The organism is Desulfosoma sp. (assembly GCA_037481875.1).
Lineage (GTDB): Bacteria > Desulfobacterota > Syntrophobacteria > Syntrophobacterales > DSM-9756 > Desulfosoma.
Window position 1 is genome coordinate 59,312 of the sequence record JBBFKY010000001.1, and the last position, 18,230, is coordinate 77,541.

14 protein-coding genes are annotated in these 18,230 nt (G+C 53.5%); 3 read left to right on the forward strand and 11 right to left on the reverse strand.

Annotation, left to right across the window (positions count from 1 at the left end; genetic code table 11):
• Positions 1-25: 25 nt before the first annotated feature.
• From WHS46_00230 to WHS46_00280, 11 genes are all read right to left on the reverse strand, one after another.
• Complete coding sequence (locus tag WHS46_00230; protein MEJ5347099.1) at positions 26-1,276, reverse strand: polysaccharide ABC transporter ATP-binding protein; 1,251 nt, start codon at positions 1,274-1,276, stop codon at positions 26-28.
• The gene (locus WHS46_00235; GenBank protein ID MEJ5347100.1) at positions 1,254-2,075 is read right to left on the reverse strand and encodes an ABC transporter permease; all 822 of its coding nucleotides are present in this window, start codon (positions 2,073-2,075) and stop codon (positions 1,254-1,256) included. The genes WHS46_00230 and WHS46_00235 overlap by 23 nt, the downstream gene beginning before the upstream one ends.
• A gap of 138 nt (positions 2,076-2,213) precedes the next feature.
• The gene (locus tag WHS46_00240; GenBank protein MEJ5347101.1) at positions 2,214-3,632 is read right to left on the reverse strand and encodes a hypothetical protein; all 1,419 of its coding nucleotides are present in this window, start codon (positions 3,630-3,632) and stop codon (positions 2,214-2,216) included.
• Between the two features lie 67 nt (positions 3,633-3,699).
• A complete protein-coding gene (locus WHS46_00245; protein ID MEJ5347102.1) occupies positions 3,700-4,260 on the reverse strand; it encodes a hypothetical protein in 561 nt (186 codons plus the stop codon).
• Positions 4,261-4,273: 13 nt separating this feature from the next.
• Positions 4,274-4,918: a hypothetical protein gene (locus tag WHS46_00250; protein MEJ5347103.1), complete on the reverse strand. Its 645-nt coding sequence runs from the start codon at positions 4,916-4,918 to the stop codon at positions 4,274-4,276.
• 45 nt (positions 4,919-4,963) lie between these two features.
• Positions 4,964-6,415 carry a hypothetical protein gene (locus WHS46_00255; GenBank protein ID MEJ5347104.1) on the reverse strand — a complete coding sequence of 484 codons (1,452 nt, stop codon included), beginning with the start codon at positions 6,413-6,415 and terminating at the stop codon, positions 4,964-4,966.
• 638 nt (positions 6,416-7,053) lie between these two features.
• Entirely contained in the window at positions 7,054-9,162 is a 2,109-nt protein-coding gene (locus tag WHS46_00260; protein ID MEJ5347105.1) for a tetratricopeptide repeat protein, read from the reverse strand.
• A gap of 2 nt (positions 9,163-9,164) precedes the next feature.
• Positions 9,165-11,225, reverse strand: a complete 2,061-nt coding sequence (locus WHS46_00265; protein MEJ5347106.1) for a TonB-dependent receptor — start codon at positions 11,223-11,225, stop codon at positions 9,165-9,167.
• Entirely contained in the window at positions 11,222-12,601 is a 1,380-nt protein-coding gene (locus tag WHS46_00270) for a sigma-54 dependent transcriptional regulator (GenBank protein ID MEJ5347107.1), read from the reverse strand. The genes WHS46_00265 and WHS46_00270 overlap by 4 nt, the downstream gene beginning before the upstream one ends.
• A 17-nt stretch (positions 12,602-12,618) precedes the next feature.
• Positions 12,619-14,028, reverse strand: coding sequence for a HAMP domain-containing sensor histidine kinase (locus tag WHS46_00275; GenBank protein ID MEJ5347108.1), 1,410 nt, complete (start codon positions 14,026-14,028; stop codon positions 12,619-12,621).
• Positions 14,025-14,966, reverse strand: a complete 942-nt coding sequence (locus WHS46_00280; protein MEJ5347109.1) for an ABC transporter substrate binding protein — start codon at positions 14,964-14,966, stop codon at positions 14,025-14,027. Before WHS46_00280 ends, WHS46_00275 begins: the two co-directional genes overlap by 4 nt.
• Before the next feature lie 206 nt (positions 14,967-15,172).
• Here WHS46_00280 and WHS46_00285 point away from each other — a divergent pair, with 206 nt between their 5' ends.
• The 3 genes from WHS46_00285 (at position 15,173) to WHS46_00295 (ending at position 18,138) form a co-directional block, all read left to right on the forward strand.
• Positions 15,173-15,931, forward strand: coding sequence for a hypothetical protein (locus WHS46_00285; GenBank protein ID MEJ5347110.1), 759 nt, complete (start codon positions 15,173-15,175; stop codon positions 15,929-15,931).
• A 91-nt stretch (positions 15,932-16,022) separates the two neighbouring features.
• A complete protein-coding gene (locus WHS46_00290; protein MEJ5347111.1) occupies positions 16,023-16,952 on the forward strand; it encodes a glycosyltransferase family 2 protein in 930 nt (309 codons plus the stop codon).
• A 43-nt stretch (positions 16,953-16,995) separates the two neighbouring features.
• Positions 16,996-18,138, forward strand: coding sequence for a glycosyltransferase family 4 protein (locus WHS46_00295; GenBank protein MEJ5347112.1), 1,143 nt, complete (start codon positions 16,996-16,998; stop codon positions 18,136-18,138).
• Positions 18,139-18,230: the final 92 nt, after the last annotated feature.

The window sequence follows — 18,230 nt, forward strand, 5'->3', positions numbered from 1 at the left end:
CACTCTATAGGCGCAGCCGAGCGTCTCAAACGCCGAAAGCTTTCGAGTCGAGCGCTTCCCAATGGTAGTCCATTTCCACAAGACCGACTTCCGTGCGTTGGCGACCATCTGCTTCCACGCAAAAAGGGACCGATCCTTTTTGGTGATAGATCTGCACTCCGGAGGGGTCAAGAAGATAACCTACGGCGTAGAATTCTCCGTGAAGAAGCGGCACTTTGGGATAGACGACACGAACGGCGACCGTACACGGTCCTTGATAGATTTTTTGGGAAACTCGGGAAAGATTGACCGCATGACAGACCAGACCGTCGTTTCGCTCAATCCCCACACCGACGGCAAAGGCCACGGGTTCCGTCACTTCATATTCCACGATGATTTCCAGATCCTCCCCCGTGTGCAAAGAAAACGTCTCTCGATGACCGTTTACCGTCACGGAACGAACCCGCATCGGCACCGGACTTCCTTCAGTCTGGAGCGAAGAAGGTTCTTGGACGGAGGCCCGGGATCTTTCTCGAATGGAGTTTTCATAAGCCGCCGTGACTGCCGTTGCAGACCCGTCCATATGGATGACGCCGTTTCGTATCCAAACGGCTCGAGCACAAAGAAGATTGACGGTGTAAAGAGAATGGCTGCAGAAGAGGATGGTTTTGCCTTCTTTCTGAAATTCCAGAATACGATCGATACATTTCTTTTGGAAATACTGGTCCCCGACGCTTAGGGCTTCATCGATCACCAAAATATCGGGATTCACACTGGTGGCGATGGAAAAGGCCAAACGGACCACCATTCCGGAAGAATAGGTCTTGATCGGCTGATCGATAAAGGGACCCAATTCGGCAAAATCGATAATGGCATCTTCACAAGCCTTGATTTCCGTATCGGTCAACCCCAACAAGGAAGCATTCAGGTAGATATTGCGTCTTCCGGTGAATTCCGGATGAAAGCCGGCTCCCAGTTCCAAAAGGGCGGCGACTCGGCCTCCGACGGAAACATTTCCCTGGGTTGGAAACAGGGTTCCGGAAACGATTTTTAAGAGCGTGCTTTTGCCGGCTCCGTTATCCCCGACGATTCCGACACTTTCTCCGGGATTCACCCTAAGGTTGACGTTTTGAAGACTGTAGAAGGCCTGATGGTATGGCCTTCTTAGAAAGGCTTCTTTGAGGCGGTCAAAGGGTTTGCCGTAAAGCCGGTAAACCTTGGTGACGCCCTGAAGCCGAATCTCACCGCGACAAAGGGCTCTGGCGTGATCGGTTTCAAAGAACGTCGGCGAAGGCACGTTTCGACCTCATGAAAAACCAGGCTCCCAGAGCGTAGGAGACAAGGGCGAGGCCGGCAAATCCCATGACATGCTTCCAAGGCACCATTCCGCGAAGCAGAGCTTCCCGGAAAGGCACGATGAGAGAGCTCATGGGATTCAGCCATATCCATTGCCTCAGAGGCTCTGGAACAAGACGCATTGGGTACAACACCGGGCTGGCATAAAACCAGACCATCAAAAAAAGGCCGAGGGCCTGCTGAACATCACGGATAAAGACAACAAGAGCCGAAACCAGAAAAGACAACCCGCAGCAAAAAACAGCGTGGAGCAAAAACAAAACAGGCAGCATCAGCCAGGTGGCCGAAACTTTACCTATCATAGCTAGGTAGATGAGATAAAGACCAAAGCCGACTCCATGGATTAGAAAAGACGACAAGACGGAAGATAAGGGCAACAAATCCACGGGAAAGATGACCTTTGTCACAAGGGTGCTGTTTCCCACGATGGAACCTGCCCCTCGAGAAAGGGCTTCAGAAAGCATGAGCCATGGAAAATAGCCGGCCAGGAAAAAGACTGTAAAACTAGCTGTGCCGTCCATTTCCATATTCAAGGAAACGCGAAAGACGTAGGTAAAAACAAAGCTGAAAATCAAGATGGTGGCCAGGGGCTCGAGGATGATCCATACCATGCCGGCATAAGAGCCTGCGTAGCGCCCTCCAATCTCTTTCCCAAGGAACCCACGCACAATGGAACGATGCCGCAACGCATGAAACAAGGGCTCAAACAATAAATGCAGGAAAAACTTGAGAGGAGACACAATCAACCCGTCTTTACCACCTAAGGTCCATAAGTTCGGTCGTGATGCGACAAAAAGGCGAAGGGCAGGAAAGCTTCCTGCCCTTTGCCATGTCAGTGGATCGCTTAGATCGAAAGCTGAAACGATCCTAGGTTTGCGTTATGGTGTAAATTCGCTGGGGTATGGTATATTCGAGTACTTGTAGTTCACCATGTCGTTGAAACCTTCAACAGGGTAGACGGTGCCGCCGACGCTGTCGCTCACGGTAACACCAGGCGATGGATCATCCCAAGCGCCGTAGCGGAGCGAAGTGAAGACTTCGCCGAAGGTAATATCAAAAAGCGTGGGAATCACCGGGGTGCCCTCGTAGGTCAAAGTAGAATTGTTCCGCACTTCATTCCATATCGTATTGTTATCGGTTGTAGGACCCTTCGGGAAGGTGTAGCGAGCCCAACCTTCGGAGAACGGGAAGTTATCGGTGAAAATATACTGTACTTCGTTACAAAAGTCATCAGCAGGTAGAGGAGGCGAAAACGCTCGCGACACGGACCTTTCCGTAAGATCGTAGATCTTCCGGTCGACAGAAATGCAAGCCATAGGATCTTTTTCAGTTTTCGGCTTGAAGAACGGGCTTCGAACTCCCTCGGCAATATCCTTGGTCGGGAAGGTGAACATGTGGACTGTGAACTCCGGAAGATCAAAGGCACCTTTCACGTAAGGCATTGCCACTCTTATCTTAGCCAGCACAGCTTCGATATCGCTCAAGGAGTTACGTGCGTAGCTACCGCCATATTGGTCGCCATCTTCGTCGGGGAAAACCCGAGACAATAGAGTGGTGTCCCCCGCCGAAATGTACGCGCGGTTTTGATAATCAGCAAGCGTAGTCGCGTTTAAGCCAGAAATGTTGTACAGGTAGCCATAGGTAAGTTCCATCCAACCGGCCAGAATGTTTTCAGGGCGTGCCTGGTCTCCTGTATACAGACTAAACTCGTTTTCGTTTTTCAAGTTTGTCTTGTCACTGTCTTCGAAACCGTAGTACCAATCATAAATCTTAGCCTTTAGTATACCTGGCGCTCCTCCGAGCCTTTGTCGATCATCACCAGCACCGTCAGTATCGGTATCGGTAGCAGCGTTGATCACATAAACGTACCCTAGCCAATTAGTGTCGTCTTTGTCTGCAGGCTGCAGGTGAATTTTGACAGGGTTATCCGCAGAACCCCATCGGCCGTTTTCATCGTGCATACTATCGTCAAAACTGACAAGATAAACCGTCCCGCCTAAGCTCACAATGTAACCGGTCCACACATCCGCCGGGGACAGGTAAATCAAAAAATCACGAACTTCTTTACTCTTCGCCCAGGTCTTGATGACCACTTTGGCCACCGTGGATTTGGTCTCCGAGGTGTTGACAACCGTCAACTTGGTCGCGATGCCGGAGTCATCCGTGTAATAGAAAGGAAAGATCAAAAGATCGCCAATGTTATTAGGGGCGATTTTCACATGGCCAGGGTCTTGGGCCAAGGCCGGAACGGCTGCAAACAGAGCGGCAGCCATTAGAACTGCGATCAATCGTTTCATGATTTCCTCCTCGATCAAAGTTTGAGCACATACCACATTCCAAAAAAACTATGCCGAAGTCTGCGTTTCAGTCAGTCTTTCCCACCTCCTTTCCTTCAGGAGTTGAGCCCGATTGCCCCGTCAAAGCGGAAGCAACCCCAAGCTCCGGAAACAAAAGACTCGCCTTGATGGCATGGTACCACCCACTGTCCGTCTTGACCCAATAATCCATCCGTGTTGGAGAGGGCAGACCAGGTGTGGGCGTTGGGACAGCAGCCTTTAAGGGAATCTTGTAAAGGTAGGGGGACACGGCCTGAGGCTGGCCCACCTCAAAGGCCGTCACCTTTTTAGGGTCCATGGTGAATTCCATAAACTGGCCATATTTTTTTTGAATAACGAGTTGTCGCACGTAATCGGCTTCCCTTTGATAGCATTCTTCAAAGCGACCTTCCAGGGCGGCTTCCCAATACTTGGTAAAAGCCTGCCTTAACTGAGCATCAGGCCAGGCTTCCTTGTGTTTGGCTTGCTCCGAAAAGGTCAAACGATTTTTCGCTAAGGATGCCTTTCCCGGACTTGATCCTGTGTCAGCGCATCCGTTCAAAACGAAAACACCCGCCAGCACAAACAATGCCAATCGACGACGTTTCATGAGACGCGTCACCCTATTTCATCGCTACTTGATAAGCAGACAGTAGGTCCTCATAAGCCCAAAGTTCCACGCGTTTCCGTAACTGCCCCCTGATAAAAGCTTCAATCTGCGGAGCCACTTGGTCAAAAGGCAAAAGGTCGGATTCTTCGATCAAGGGCCGAGGCTGCGTCTCCCATTTTTTATCCGTTGGATCCTTGAGGTAACGTTCAGGAAAGGCACGGTAGTAAGACAGGACGGCCTCGGGTTCCAGCTTCAGGTTTTTCAATCGGTGTTCCAGATAGATATTGGCCAAAGCCAAACGCCTGGGCACAGGATCCTCAGGAAGTGCTTCAGTTTCGGAAACCAAACCGAGCCTTTCCGCTTCTTTGGCAAAAAGAAAGGTCTGCACCGTGTATCGACGGTATTCCTTTTCCGTAGTGTCAAAGATGGTGTAAGTCTTGAAAAAGTCGATAAGTTCTTGTACATCCTTTTCCGTGACACGAAAACCGTGCTTGCCTTCCGCTATGACCGTAGGTTCTGATGAAGAGCCCTGGGGTGAAGCCGTCGAAGGATCCGATGCCCATACAGAGACGGAAAAGCCCAAGCTTATAAGTATCACCACAGGTAACGCAACGAAGAGAGAATGTGGCACGAAAGTGCGTGTCAGCCTTAGACTCATGAAGTTTTTCCTAGCTCATTAAACGATCATAAAAGCAAAACTGTCCTATTCATCGGCTTGGTCTAATACCACTTCCACAAAGCCACCGTCAAGTCCAAGGGGAAGCGGATATCTCAAAAGTTCGCGCCCCGCCGCATCCACCACAACCAGTTCATAAGGAGTAAAAGGGGGGTACAAAAATCCCTGGGTCAAGAGAGAAAATCCGCCGGTCACATCCACCAAGGCGGCAGCCTTCACTTCTTGCGAAGTCACGGAAACAAGACGGACTTCCTGAACATTCATATGAAGATCCTGCGAGACCCCGACAAGCGAAACACTTCCCGCAAGCCGGGATTCCATGGACCACATTTCGGGTCGGGAGGCCGTAAGAAGAACCGCATCGAGAAAGAGGGTACCATCCTGAGCGGTGTGAAGGAAAAGATGCAGAGCCCCTCCGATGGGCCAAGGCGAAAGGGCGTAGGGTCCGCCTTGGTTCACCCAGCGCTGCGCTTCTTCCGTAACAATGGCTTGCCAGAGGGCCGCTGTGAGATGCTCAAGTCCCATCGAAACATCCAGAGGGACCGAGACGTGAAAGGCGGGAAACTGGGGCAGCCAGGCCGATGATTCTGCTTCCGTCGGCCGAGGCACTGTGCCCTCGGAAGATTGTGTCCCCATGCCCAAGACCCATGCCGCTTCATACAGCTTGGAATCCCATACCAGGACAGGCACAGGTTCCAGATTCCACGGGGCCGAAGTGCCCGTGTAGGCCGAAAGCAGCACAGGGAAAAGCCCGGTTCCAGGATTTTGCCTCCAGCGGTTGAGTTCCTTGAAAAGGTGGAGCTCTAAAGAATGCAGCACATTGGCCCCGGAGACCATGACAAGAACGTAAGCGTTGTGCGTTACACCGTGCAGTGTGACCTTGGCGGCTCCACAGGACAGCCCCACTTCTCGCACGTGAGGGTTTAAAAGCACCGTGCGGCGAAGTTCCAGGGTTGAAAGTTCCCTGTTGAGAATATCTCGAAACAGAGCTTCCGCCGCCACTTCCGGCTGAACAAAATTGCGGAAGATCAAGGCCGTGACGATTTCTCCTTTTTCTACCGCCGCATAGCCGTGTTCGGCCAATCGATCCGAAAGGGGAGCGATTTCAAAGGACACCGCCCCGGCTTCCGCTTGAGAGACAAGCGCCTGAAGCGTGTCTTCAGCCGTGCGGGTCAGCGCCTCGTTCAGAACAAGCCTGGGGATACCGCGAACAGCCAAGGTCTGAAACACAGGTAAGGACTGGAGAGGAAAAGAAGTTTCCGGAAAAAGGGCCGCCAAAACCTGTGCCGGCTGAGATCGAAGCGCCTGGGTCAGTTCCAGAAACCGTGCTTCCAGTTCCGGGACGGAGCCGGCCTGTGCCGATGGTGAAGAAACCCAGAAGGCAAAGACCAGCAGCAGAAACGCAACGGAGCGCCGTTTCTTAGGGCGTCTCGCGCCTTGAGGGCCGGAGTGTGTAAGGGAATTGTGAAGGTGAATCATGGTCTTCCCTTTATGAGTCCATAGGCATGCGTTGACATTCGGTGCCTTTTGACCGAGCCAAGCGTAGAATGTGAGAGCACAAATCGGGCCAAGGCGAGTGGAGCCCGGTTTCTTTGGGCGGACACACGGGTCCGTCCCTACGAGGTAATGACCGTAACCAGTCCGCCCCAACGAGGAAACGACCGCGCCTGGTGACTGGGCCGCAACATCGGTCGGCCCTTACGAGGAAACGACCGGTGGCGTTGGAGAGGCGACCGATGTGTCCGCCCTAAAAAAAAAGAATCGCGGGTGGAAGGGCGTTGGGGGCCGCAACATCGGTCGACTCCAACGAGGAAACCACCTGTAGAAGTGCAGGGGCGGGCTCATCTGTCCGCCCCTACGCGCGTCATGGACCGGGCAGGGATGGGGCCTGATACAAATTTCTCTTTTCGGGAAAAGGGGTTGGCCGCCTTTGGTCATATCTGACCAACCCATGGTTACATGTGACCAAAGGCATGCCGCGAATGACCTCCACAGTGCCTTGCCGGCGAATGCAGGCTTTTCTACCCCCCCCCGCCCCGTAAAACTGGTCGGAAGGCCCGGGTTCCCGAGAAAGGCATCGGCCTGCGGCACCATTTCCCGGAAGCGAAAGGGCTCGTTCAAGGCGCTGCCGACAGACGTTTCCGTAGTGCCAAAGCCTCAGGGTTTTTGGGGGAAAGACGCAGCGCTTCTTCCAAAGCGGATCGTGCTGCATCGTAACGGCCGAGCCTTGACAAGAAATCCGCCTTGATCACCCACAAGGGTACGGAACGAGGCGTTCGCGCCAGCGCCGCTCCCACAACCTTCAGGGCTTCGTCGCCTCGATGGTTTTCCAAATGAATGAAAGCCAGATTATAGACGGCATCCACGGCATTCGGGTGGGTTTCGATGTAGGATGAGAGAATCTTTACGGCTTGGTCCGGCTGTTTTTGTTCCACGAAAAGGTTGGCGAGATTGAGCGCCGCCTTTTCTAGGTCGGGATCGGCCTTCAGGGCCCGTTCGTAATAAGACTGAGCCGACTCGTACAGACGCATTTTGTGATACGCCAAGGCAATGTTGTAAAGGGACTTTGGGTTTTCGGGACGAAGCGCCAGGCTTTGCTGAAGGGCTGGAAGGGCTTCCCCCACCAGACCTTGACGTGCCAAAGCCAACCCTAAGTTAAGCTGAGCATCAAAGCTCATAGGGTTGAGCTGGAGGGCGACTTGAAAGGCCTTCCGGGCTTCCGCATGGTTTCCTGAATCCATGAAAGCTTTTCCGAGATTGTTATAAGCTCGGGCATTGGAAGGGTTACACCGCACAGCTTCGTGCCACAAGGCCACCGGGTTTTGCCAGACACGGTTTCTCAGATGGGTAGCCGTGCCAAGAGCCAGGATCACTGTCGCCGTAACGAGGATGCCGGTGGTTCGATGACGTTTCAGAATCCAGAAAAGCACCAGGGACACCACCCAGCCGAAAGCCACGGAAGGAAGATACAGCCGATGCTCAAAGAGGGCGTCTCGAATGGGAAAAAGGGTGGATTCCACAGACAAGGCGACGAAAAACCAACCTACGGCAAGACTGAACAGAGGATTTCGGCGTAAGCTGAAAAATCCTGCGCCCATAAGGGTCAAAAGCGCCGCAGCGGCAAAGGGCGTCCATCCGGAGAAGAAAGAAGACGTAAAAGGGTACGCATAGTCCAGACACTGGCGGACCGGAAGCATAAGCAACCCCAGGTAGATGCAGAGCACTCGAAGCTGTGTGACGGCATAGGTCCAACGATCCACCACCTGGGTTTCCCGTGTGGCACGATCCACATCTTCCATAAGGGCTCCAAAATCACGCCACGTGGAGATCCCCCCTATGGCGTAAAGCACAAAGCCGGCAAAAAGCAGAAGAAGTGGAAGGGCCGTCAAGGCTTTTCGAGCCCATCCGCGCCAAGAACGGTCAAAGACCACATATTCCACAAGAAGCATCATCACAGGAAGGCTGGCACTGTTTTGCTTGCTCAGGAAAGCCGACAGGGCGCAGAGGGCGCACAGACCGAACAATAGAAAGGAAACCGCAAATCGTGACTGGTGAAGTCGCGACGTGGTGACGTCGTGAAGCTGGAAAGAGGAAGGAGCGGCGTGGGATGGAAGGATGCCAGAAGAGCGTTGGAAAGGCGTGGGGGAAATTTGTGAGCCGGACCAAACCAGACGCCCCTGAAGGAAAAACAGAATGGAAGCCAGATAAAACATGGCGGCCATGGAGGTGTATCTCTGCGAAATATAGGTCACGGCCTGGGTTTGGATGGGATGACAGGCGAAAACAAGGGCCGTGACCAGAGCAAAGACTTCTGAAGGTAGGTTTTCCGTAGGAGTCCGGTTTCTTCGTTGTTTCAGGGCCGAAAGAAGGGTCAAGGTAAGAGCGTAGACCAGGAGCGCATTGACGGCATGCACGGCCGTGTTGATCAGATGATAGCCGAAGACGCTTTGTCCCCCTAGAGTATGGTTCAGGGCGAAGGTAAGATCCACGAGCACTCGAGGTTGGCGAAACGGGGCGTGTGAGAGCCAACGGAAGGGTTCTTGGATTCGAGGATTGTCCACGATGGAATGGTAGTCGTCAAAAACGAAGGGTACATGAAAAGAATTGGCGTAACAAAGGAGTACAGCGGCGATGAGCAACGCCGGAAACATAAAGAGACGTCGCCATGGAAGAGCATCCTTGAAACGGGCTGCAGAGGTCGAAAGTTTGGTCTCACTGCGCGTCATAGCTACCACCGATAACGAAGTTGAAGGTGAAAGGTAAAGGGAGAACCATCGATCATGCTGTAAGTGCCTGGAATTTCGTAGTCTCGGTCCAAAGCGTTGGTGACCGCGGCTGTCAAATCCAGCTTGGGGAAAAGGCAGTCTTTGTAGACGGTGTCCAGATCCAGAAGCCAGACTTCAGGGGCCGTCTCCTTGACGAGACCTCTGGGGTAACTCAGGGAGGTTTCCGAAAAATACCTGAGCCGAATCCGCCCGAAGAGCCTTTTGGTAGGGGTCCATGAAAGTCCTATGTTTCCAAACGTCTTAGGGCCTGCATCAAAAGGATAAGTAAGGTCCACAACCGTTTCTTCCTGTTCACCGCCGGGGCCGAGAATCGTGAATTCCGTGTATCGGTAGGTTTCATCCGGTCCGTGATGGGTGAGAGCCGTCAGATGGCCGAAGACGGCGAGTGTCCTGGTCAGGTCCCAACGAGCGGAAGCTTCCAGCCCCCAAAATTCTTGTTCATTGGGCAGTGAAACCCCCGCGAAGGGATCTTCCATAACGTGATCGGAAATTTTGGTATAAAATCCGGTCAGTTCCGCGCTGAATCGATCGTGAGGACGCCAGGCTGCGTTCACGGAAAAATGACGTGCTTTTTCCAACTTTTCCCTTGAAGGTTCTTGGGCGTATTGGCGACCGTAAGGGGCTCGAAACGCCGTTCCGTAAAGGAATTTCATGGTGAAAACATTCGAAGGATGCCACACCAGGCCGAAGCTCGTGTTCAGACTGTCTTCGTATTCGTTATGAAGGTCGAACCGCAGTCCCGCCACGGCATCCCACGAGCGGGTTTTGTGCAGGTATTGTACAAAGGCCGAGCCCATGGAATGTTCAAAGTCCTTGAAGGCGTAATCGGGAAGAAAGGCCGTATTTTCCGGCTTGAGAAAATCCGGAAAGTAATTTTTCCAGATAAGCGCGTCTTCCACTCGCGTGTTCTTGAAAGAAACGCCCGTTGTCATGAGCCCTCGGCCGGTCCATAGGGACCGTTCCAGCAGGGCTTCCGTGTAAAAGGTGTCTTCACGCTGAGAAAAACGCCGATCGATGATCCGTGTTTCGGGAGCCAGGTTCAGGTAGTAGGCGGAAGCCTTTACGGAAGTTTCCAAATTCAACGGTTTTTGATAGTCCGCTTGGATGCGGCCGATGTCGGTATGCCTTTCTTCCAGCCAGGAAAGGCCGCGATCGGAGCTGGACAGAAGGTACGGGGTGCGGCTTTGAGCCAACCTTCCCGAAAGGGTCAGGGCGTTTCCCAGGGTCATGTTCCCGGAAAAATCAAAGTTTTTCAGGGAATCCGAAGTTTCGGTCCCGTAACGTTCGAAAGGGGCTACAGGGGTGTCTTTTGGGCCGTCCCAAAACCGCACCACGGACGCTCGACCCTTTTGAACATCGCTTTCACCCACGGTCAAAGACCCGAAACCCGACCAGTTGGCACCGCATTCTCCCAGATTCACGTAAGCCTGTCGGCTTTCTTCTCCGGCACTGAAGAGAAGGCCCGTTTCCACGCCTTGAAAGTCTTTGCCCGTAAGGGGCACCAGGTTGACGACACCGGAAAAAGCATCAAGTCCCCACAAAACCGAGGCGGCTCCCCTTATAATTTCGATTCTTTTGACGCCCGCCAGGGAAAGGTCCTGGTCCAGCTGATGAAAATTTTTGGAAGCTTCCGAACGCAAAGGGACGGCATTTTCAAGAAAGAGCGTGCTTTCGGGAATGCCTCGAAGATACGGCCGGGTTCCGTATTCCTTGGAAGCCATGAAAAATCCAGGCTGGTAAGCCAGAACACGGCTAAGTGTGGTGTCTCCGCGGTCCCAGAAATCGTTTCGGGTCAAAACCTGAGCGACGGCGGGAGCCTTGGCGGCGCTTTCTTCTCGACGCGTAGCCAGCGTGAGCACGTCTGTGTCTTCACCCAGGAACAAAAGGCTTGTGCCGTCGTCCCATGGAGCCGAAAGCGTTTCGGCACCATAAGCCGAAGTCACTCCAAAGGCGGCCTGCCATAGCCAGCAGAGGAAGAGGAACCATCGGTATTTATGTTTCATGAGACCAGGCGCCTGTTGTTTCGAAGATAATCGATGTATTGACGGTACAGGACGCGAAACTTGGCCCGAGTGAGCCCCAAAAGCCGAGCGGCGGCACTCTGGTTGTTGTTGGCCAGGGCCAGAGCCTGTTCCACCAGTTCCATTTCCAGCAATTCCAGGTTGATGCCTTGAGCGGGCAGTTTGAAAGAAGTACCCGCCGCCGTTTCCCCATCCCCACCCGGTTTGAGAAACATGACATGTTCCGCCGTGATGCGCCGGGTTTTCTTGGCTAGAATACAGGCCCTTTCCAGGACGTTGGCCAGTTCCCGCACATTGCCCGGCCAGGGGTAGTTCAGGAGAAGATCCATAGCTCCGGGGCTGATTTCCACGTCATCGGATTCGAAAAAGCGCTGAGCGAAATACTGCGCCAAGAGCGGCACATCCTCTTGACGGTTCCTCAGAGGCGGCAGTTCAATAGGAAACACATTGATGCGGTAAAAAAGATCCGACCGGAACCGACCTTCCTGCACCAGGGCTTCCAGATCCTGGTTGGTGGCGCACACGATTCGCACATCCACCGGAATTTCGACCTGGCCTCCGATGCGCTGTATCTTTTTTTCCTGTAGGACTCTTAAAAGTTTCGCCTGAGCCTCCAGGGGCATGTCACCGATTTCATCGAGAAACAGAGTGCCCTGAGAAGCCGTTTCAAACTTGCCGATACTGCGCCGATCCGCGCTGGTAAAAGCACCTTTTTCATGACCGAAAAGTTCCGATTCAATGAGCCCCTGAGGAATGGCGGCGCAGTTCAAAGGCACGAACCGTTTCTTGTGCCGAGGACTCAGATGATGAATGAAACGGGCTAAAAGTTCCTTACCTGTTCCCGATTCTCCACGAATAAGCACCGTGGTGTCTTCTTCGGCCACGGCTTTGACGAGATTCACCACGCGTTTCATGGCTTCCGAACGATAGATGATCTCGTCGGAACCGCTCATGCGGCGCAGTTCGTCCCGAAGATCCCGGTTTTCTTCCAGAATGCTCGAAAGCCTCAGAGTGCGTTCCACCGTGGCCAGAATGCGCTCTTCTTCAAAAGGCTTGGAGATGTAATCCACCACGCCTTCCTGCAGGGATTCCACGGCGGATTCCACCGTGGCAAAGGCCGTGATGAAAATGACGGGAATATCCAACCCTTGGCTTTTCATGAGCCGAAACAGTTCCCGGCCGTCCACATGGGGCATACGAAGGTCCGTAATGACCAGATCGTATGGCTTTCGAGCCAAAAGATCCAGGGCTTCGCGGCCGTCCGCCGCCTGGTCCGCCGTATGGCCGCGGTTTTCCAGCATCATGCTCAGCAGATGCCGCATTTTCTTTTCATCATCGACCACAAGAATCCGTGCCATACGAAACCTCACCACTTCTAAACCGTCGATGCCGAAGCGGCTTCCTGCAGGGGAAGAGAGAGGCTGAAACGGGCTCCTTTCCCTTCCAGGTTCACAAAGGTCACCGAGCCCCCATGGCTTCGAGCCACCTGAGCCACAAAAGCCAAGCCGAGTCCTGTCCCTTTGGCTCGGGTGGTAAAAAAGGGATCAAAGATACGTGCTCCAAGTTCTTCCGGGATGCCGGGTCCTTGATCCATGACGTGAACGGTCCAAAAAGGCCCGCTTACTTCAGTGACCACGGTGACGATCCCTGCGCCGTCGTTGGCGTCTAAGGCGTTCTGAATAAGATTGGCCACGGCACGCATGACCAAATCCCGGTCAATGCGGGCTCGGGCCGTATTTTCGGAGATCGCCGTCTCAATTGCAAGCTCGGGGCTTTCCACTTGAAGCCGATACCGATCCACGACATCCTCAACCACACGGTTCAAATCCAGAAGGCTGAAGTGGGGCTTGGCCGGTTTGGAAAAGAGAAGGAAATCTTCAATGAGTCGGTTGAGCCGTTGGATTTCGTCTTCCATGTACTGGACAAGCAGGTCGTCGTCGGAAAGACCGCGTTGCCGTTTCATGAGGTCAAGAGAACTCTTGATGATGCCCAGAGGGTTTTTCACTTCGTGAGCGACCACCATGGCCACGCGTCCCATTTCCGCAAAGGATTTTTGCCGGATCATTTCCAGATAGGCTTCTTCCAAGGCCCGACGGTTTTCTTCCAAAGCGTCCAGCATGGCGTTGACGGCGTAAGCCAAAGTCCGTGCTTCCGGAACGTTGCTTAAAGGGGCTCGAACGGAAAAGTTTCCTGAAGCGACGTCTCGGGCTGTATCCGCCAAATGATGAATTGGGGTAAGGAGCGACCTCGTAAAAAGGAAAAAGCACGAAAGGGCGAAGGCGACGATGACGAGGGAAATAAAAACAAAGGTAAGGGCAAGGTCCCGTGACAGAGCCTGAATGTGTGCCAGGCTAAAGGCGAGATGCACGGATCCCAAAACGGCGGTTTCGAATTCGGCGAGTGTGGATCCCGAGGAAACACCCATTTCCCCGATTTTTCGAAGACGTACGGAAGCAGCGCTGGCCGTTGTCGGGCCTTTGTTCGGCTTTTCGGCTCGGGCGACGATTTCACCTTGAGCATTCCGAATTTCCACCAGCACAAGGCTCTCTTCGGTCAAAAGGTTGTCCGCAAGACGTTGCAGCATCCGTCGATCCTCTATGATCAGCCCGAGTTCACAGTTACGGGCCAAGTTGTCGGCTATGAACTGATTCCGTTCTCGAAAGCGGGCTTCCGTAAAATCCCGGATCATTTTCAAGCCCATGTAGCCCAGAGCGGAAACGGCCCCACCGATCAGGAAAAACCCGACCAAAAGAAGCCTCGCAAGAAATCCCAAGCGGCGTGTCATCTCTTTTCTTCCTTGGAGTGATCTAGGAGACGACGCATCACGTGTTCATTGACAAGAACATCGTATGCCGGCACGGCCTCCGGGCATTGATTTGACCGAAGGTACAGATCGAGAAGCATGGCGGTGGCTGCGCCGATTTTTTCATAATCCAGGACGAAGGCCATGGCGGCCCCGGCTTCGAGAAAGTAACGATTGTACCCGATGGACGGAACCTTATGCAAAAGAGCCGTTTCCACAAGGTATTCCACGAGGGCTCGGGAATCGATGGCCGGGTCGGGAATGATCCACAAAGCGTCCAGGTGAGGCAACGACCGGGAGAGCCGGTCGGGAACGTCCTTAGGCCCGGTGACCGTGACGGGGTGCAGAGTCAACCCCAGGTTTTCGGCATGCCTTTGCGCTTCTTGAAGAAAGTCCCGATTCGCCGCAGTGGAATAGAAGACACCAAGGTGTTTCTTCTGGGGAAAAGTTCGCGCGATAGCTTGAATCTGTTCGGCGGCCGGAAGAGAAAGAGAGACACCGCAAGGCGTTGAACCGGTTTGGGAAACGAGTTTGGTGGGATCCAGAACCATGGTATAGACCCAAGGAAGGTTTCGGGTTCTGGAGACGTTTTCCACGACTGGCAGGGCTTCCGGGCCGATGGAGATGAAGGCGTCGGCCGAAAGCCGAAGCAGTTCGGTTTGCACGGCGCGAAAGTCTCCTTGAGTGTCTTGTGGGAGAGTGATAGGCTGCGATGATTGAAAGCCGAGATGGGCAAGGGAAGCCGAAAGGCCTTTAAGGGCTTCCAGGTATGGGCGAAGTGGAGCCGAGACCACCACGGTCACCCGCCGTGAGGTGTACTCCCGACTCGAATCGGCAAAAGCGGAAGGCGTCCCAAGTCCTAAAAAGGTTGGCACGGTGAACAGGATCCAGAAGGAAAGGGCAAGCACGACCTTTTTCATAAAAGTTTTGAGAAATCTTCAAAGTCGGAAAAGTCAAAACCCGCGGCGAATGTGCCCGAAAAGGAATCCAAACACAATGAAGAAGGCAAAAAACGCGCCGAGTTGAAGACTTTGCTGAATTCCTGTGTCAAGGCGTTTTGGGTTTTGAGGAGGACGCTGTATTGCAAGGAAGGTGCGCAATACTTGAACAAAGGGAGGTTTGAAAAATGAGAAAGAGGCAAGGGTGGTTCTTGGTGATGGTTGTGAGCCTGTTGCTGTGGGTGGGGAACGTCTTCGGCGGATGGGCTCAAGCGGCGTCGGAGGAAAGCCAACCGCAGCCGCCCATGGTGGTCAAGCATCTTCTGGTTCCCGAAAGTCATGTTTCGGATACCCCCAAATCCCAACCCAACACGGCGCGCGTGGTTTTTACGGGCCTCATGGGAACGGCCGACGGGAAAAAAGCTCTTCTGGACACGGGAAGCTCCCCAAGAGAAGGAACCTCCTCGGCTGCTTGGTATAGGGAAGGGGACAGCGTGGGGCCTTATATCCTGAAGGAAATCGGTACCAATACCATCGTTTTGGAAGGAGCGGGTGAAACGCTTCGACTGCCCCTTTATGGTCCGGACAAAGACAGACCGGAACCTCTGGAACTGGCGGCAGGCCCCTTGGATAAAGGCCAGATGCCTCAGAAAGGCGCTCCGGAAGGCACCGGGCAGGAACAAGCTCAAGGCCAAGGCCAGCCGGCCAGTCCTTTCGGTCCGAGCCCCAAGGCTGTGACACCGGATAAAGGTGCCACCCCGCCGGGACAAGCACAGCCTCAGGCCCAAGGCGGTGGATCAAACCCGTTCCAGGAAGCTATTGAAAAGGCCCGCCAGCGGCAAGGATCAGGACAAGGAACCGGCCAAGGACCTTTTCCGTCCCCCCAAGGTTCCAAATCGGGAAGCAATCCGTTTATGGACATGATCAAGAAACAGCAGCAGCAATAGAATGTTTTGCTTTCCATATGGGAAACTGACAGAACAATTGCGGTCTGCCTAGACTGGGCGAAGGAAGGGAACCCGTGGAAGCAGGAGCGGCATGGCACGTTCGGATCGACCCAGTGTGGCCGTTCTAATGGCAACATACAATGGAGAAAAGTATGTGGCCCAACAGGTCCAAAGCCTTGCGGCCCAGTCTTTCGACAACCTTCATCTTTATGTCCGGGACGATGGTTCTACAGATAGGACCGTATCTATCGTTTTGGAAACTCTGAATCGGGGGGGGCGACGCCTTCCTTTGGAACTCGAGGAAGGTGAGCACGTAGGTGTTCCCCATGCCTTTTTTCATCTCCTGCTCCACGCCCCTTCGTCCCACGACTACTACGCCTTTGCCGACCAAGACGATATCTGGTTTCCGACGAAAGTCCAGCACGCCTTAGAAACACTGCGGCCGTTGGAAGACGGTCTCCCGCTGCTTTACTTTTGCCGACAACGCTATGTGACGGAAGATTTGACCCCTGCGGGATACTCGCCTCTGGTGAAGAACCCCGGCTTAGCCAATGCTCTTGTGCAAAATCCCGCAAAGGGATGCACCCAGGTCTTTAATAGAGCCGCCTTTGAGCTTGTCCGAGAAAATCTTCCCTCAAGTGTTCCATGGCATGATTGGTGGGTGTATCTGACAGTTGCCGCAATGGGTAAAGTGGTCTTTGACCCGAGAATTGAAATCGACTATAGGTTGCACAAAAAGAGCACCATTGGGGAAGTCATGAACCCTCTTGCGAAAACACTCAAGAGATTGGCAAGGCTCTTGCTATACGGAAACCTTCAGGCTCGATTCCAAGCCGAGGTTTTCCTTAAGACCCATGCGGGGAAACTGCCCATGCAAGCTGAACGAATGATCCGACGCTTTGTTGAGGGGCAGCGTCATTTCAAGGATCGTTTTCGCTACGCTTTCAGCATGGACGTTTGCAGGCTGGATCCCTGGGAAAATGTGGCTCTTCGCTTTCTTATCCTCATGAACCGATCGTGAAGGGCATTTCATCGTTTAAGGAAGACGCCAAGGACGACCGCCTGTGTGTTGCCAAACCATGCATCTTGTTTTTACCGTCAATGCCGACTGGGTTTTTCGTATCCACTTTCTTCCTTTTGCCCGACGGTTGAGGGATGAGGGCTTTCAGATCACCTTGATTGCTCGAGATACGGGGGACGCTTTCGCCATTCGCCAACAGGGCCTGAAGTTCATTCACTGGCCGGTATCACGATCCGGAAAGAACCCCGTTTTGGAAGCCTATTCTCTATGTGCTCTGTTCCGTCACTATCGTGCCTTGGGCCCTGACATCGTGCACCATATCGGTGTGAAGGCCGTGTCGTACGGTTCGGTTGTTTCCCGCATTTTTCATATTCCAGCCGTTCACATGTTTATTGGGTTAGGATTCACCTTTCGCAACGATCAAGGCCGATCTACTCGTCTCTTTCTTCAACCTTGGCTTCGACGGTTGCCGACGGATCGTCGCAGTGTTTTGGTTTTTCAAAATGAAGCGGACCGAGCCTACGCTTTGGGTCATGGTTGGGGGGTACGCGACCGCTCCTATGTCGTCGGGGGAGTGGGCGTAGATACCGGGTCTTTTTCTTTTGAGCCGGAGCCTGCTTTTCCTCCTTACCAGGTGCTTTTGGCTTCTCGAATGTTGTGGGACAAAGGTGTTGGAGAGTTCGTGGAAGCGGCAAGGATTTTGAGAAGGAAATGGGGGTCAAGAGTTCGATTTATCCTTGCCGGTGAATGTGATACAGGGAACCCGGCCGCGGTGCCGCGCAAGACTTTAGATGCGTGGAAGAGGGAAGGGATTGTGCAATGGTTGGGTTTTTGTTATGGGATGCCGCAGCTGCTCAAGACGTCGCACCTGGTGGTCCTTCCGTCCTATTACGGAGAAGGGGTGCCGAAGATTCTTCTAGAAGCGGCCATGGCCGGCCGAGCGGCCGTCACGACCGATTGGCCGGGATGTCGTGATGCGGTTGTGGATCAGGAAACAGGTGTTTTGGTTCCCGTACGGAACGTGCGGGCCTTGGCTGAGGCCATCGATTTTCTTTTAGAAAATTCTGATGTGCGCCGGCGGATGGGAGAAAACGCCAGAAGGCGAGCGGAAGCGGAATTTACCGTGGAAGAATTTACACAAAAAATGCTGGCAGTTTACTCAAGGGTGCTCCATGGTGCCTCATAATGGCCATGGTCTCCAATTCGATGGAGTTTGTGGAGTGCGGTTCTTGATGGGCCCCGAAGAGCGCGTGCGCAACTACTGGTGATCTCAGGTAA

Coding starts and splice junctions, on each gene's coding strand:
- WHS46_00245 (MEJ5347102.1), bottom strand. CDS start 4,260: ATGAAACGTCGTCGATTGGCATTGTTTGTGCTGGCGGGTGTTTTCGTT.
- WHS46_00285 (MEJ5347110.1), top strand. CDS start 15,173: ATGAGAAAGAGGCAAGGGTGGTTCTTGGTGATGGTTGTGAGCCTGTTG.
- WHS46_00280 (MEJ5347109.1), bottom strand. CDS start 14,966: ATGAAAAAGGTCGTGCTTGCCCTTTCCTTCTGGATCCTGTTCACCGTG.
- WHS46_00240 (MEJ5347101.1), bottom strand. CDS start 3,632: ATGAAACGATTGATCGCAGTTCTAATGGCTGCCGCTCTGTTTGCAGCC.
- WHS46_00270 (MEJ5347107.1), bottom strand. CDS start 12,601: ATGGCACGGATTCTTGTGGTCGATGATGAAAAGAAAATGCGGCATCTG.
- WHS46_00260 (MEJ5347105.1), bottom strand. CDS start 9,162: ATGACGCGCAGTGAGACCAAACTTTCGACCTCTGCAGCCCGTTTCAAG.
- WHS46_00250 (MEJ5347103.1), bottom strand. CDS start 4,918: ATGAGTCTAAGGCTGACACGCACTTTCGTGCCACATTCTCTCTTCGTT.
- WHS46_00255 (MEJ5347104.1), bottom strand. CDS start 6,415: ATGATTCACCTTCACAATTCCCTTACACACTCCGGCCCTCAAGGCGCG.
- WHS46_00290 (MEJ5347111.1), top strand. CDS start 16,023: ATGGCACGTTCGGATCGACCCAGTGTGGCCGTTCTAATGGCAACATAC.
- WHS46_00275 (MEJ5347108.1), bottom strand. CDS start 14,028: ATGACACGCCGCTTGGGATTTCTTGCGAGGCTTCTTTTGGTCGGGTTT.
- WHS46_00265 (MEJ5347106.1), bottom strand. CDS start 11,225: ATGAAACATAAATACCGATGGTTCCTCTTCCTCTGCTGGCTATGGCAG.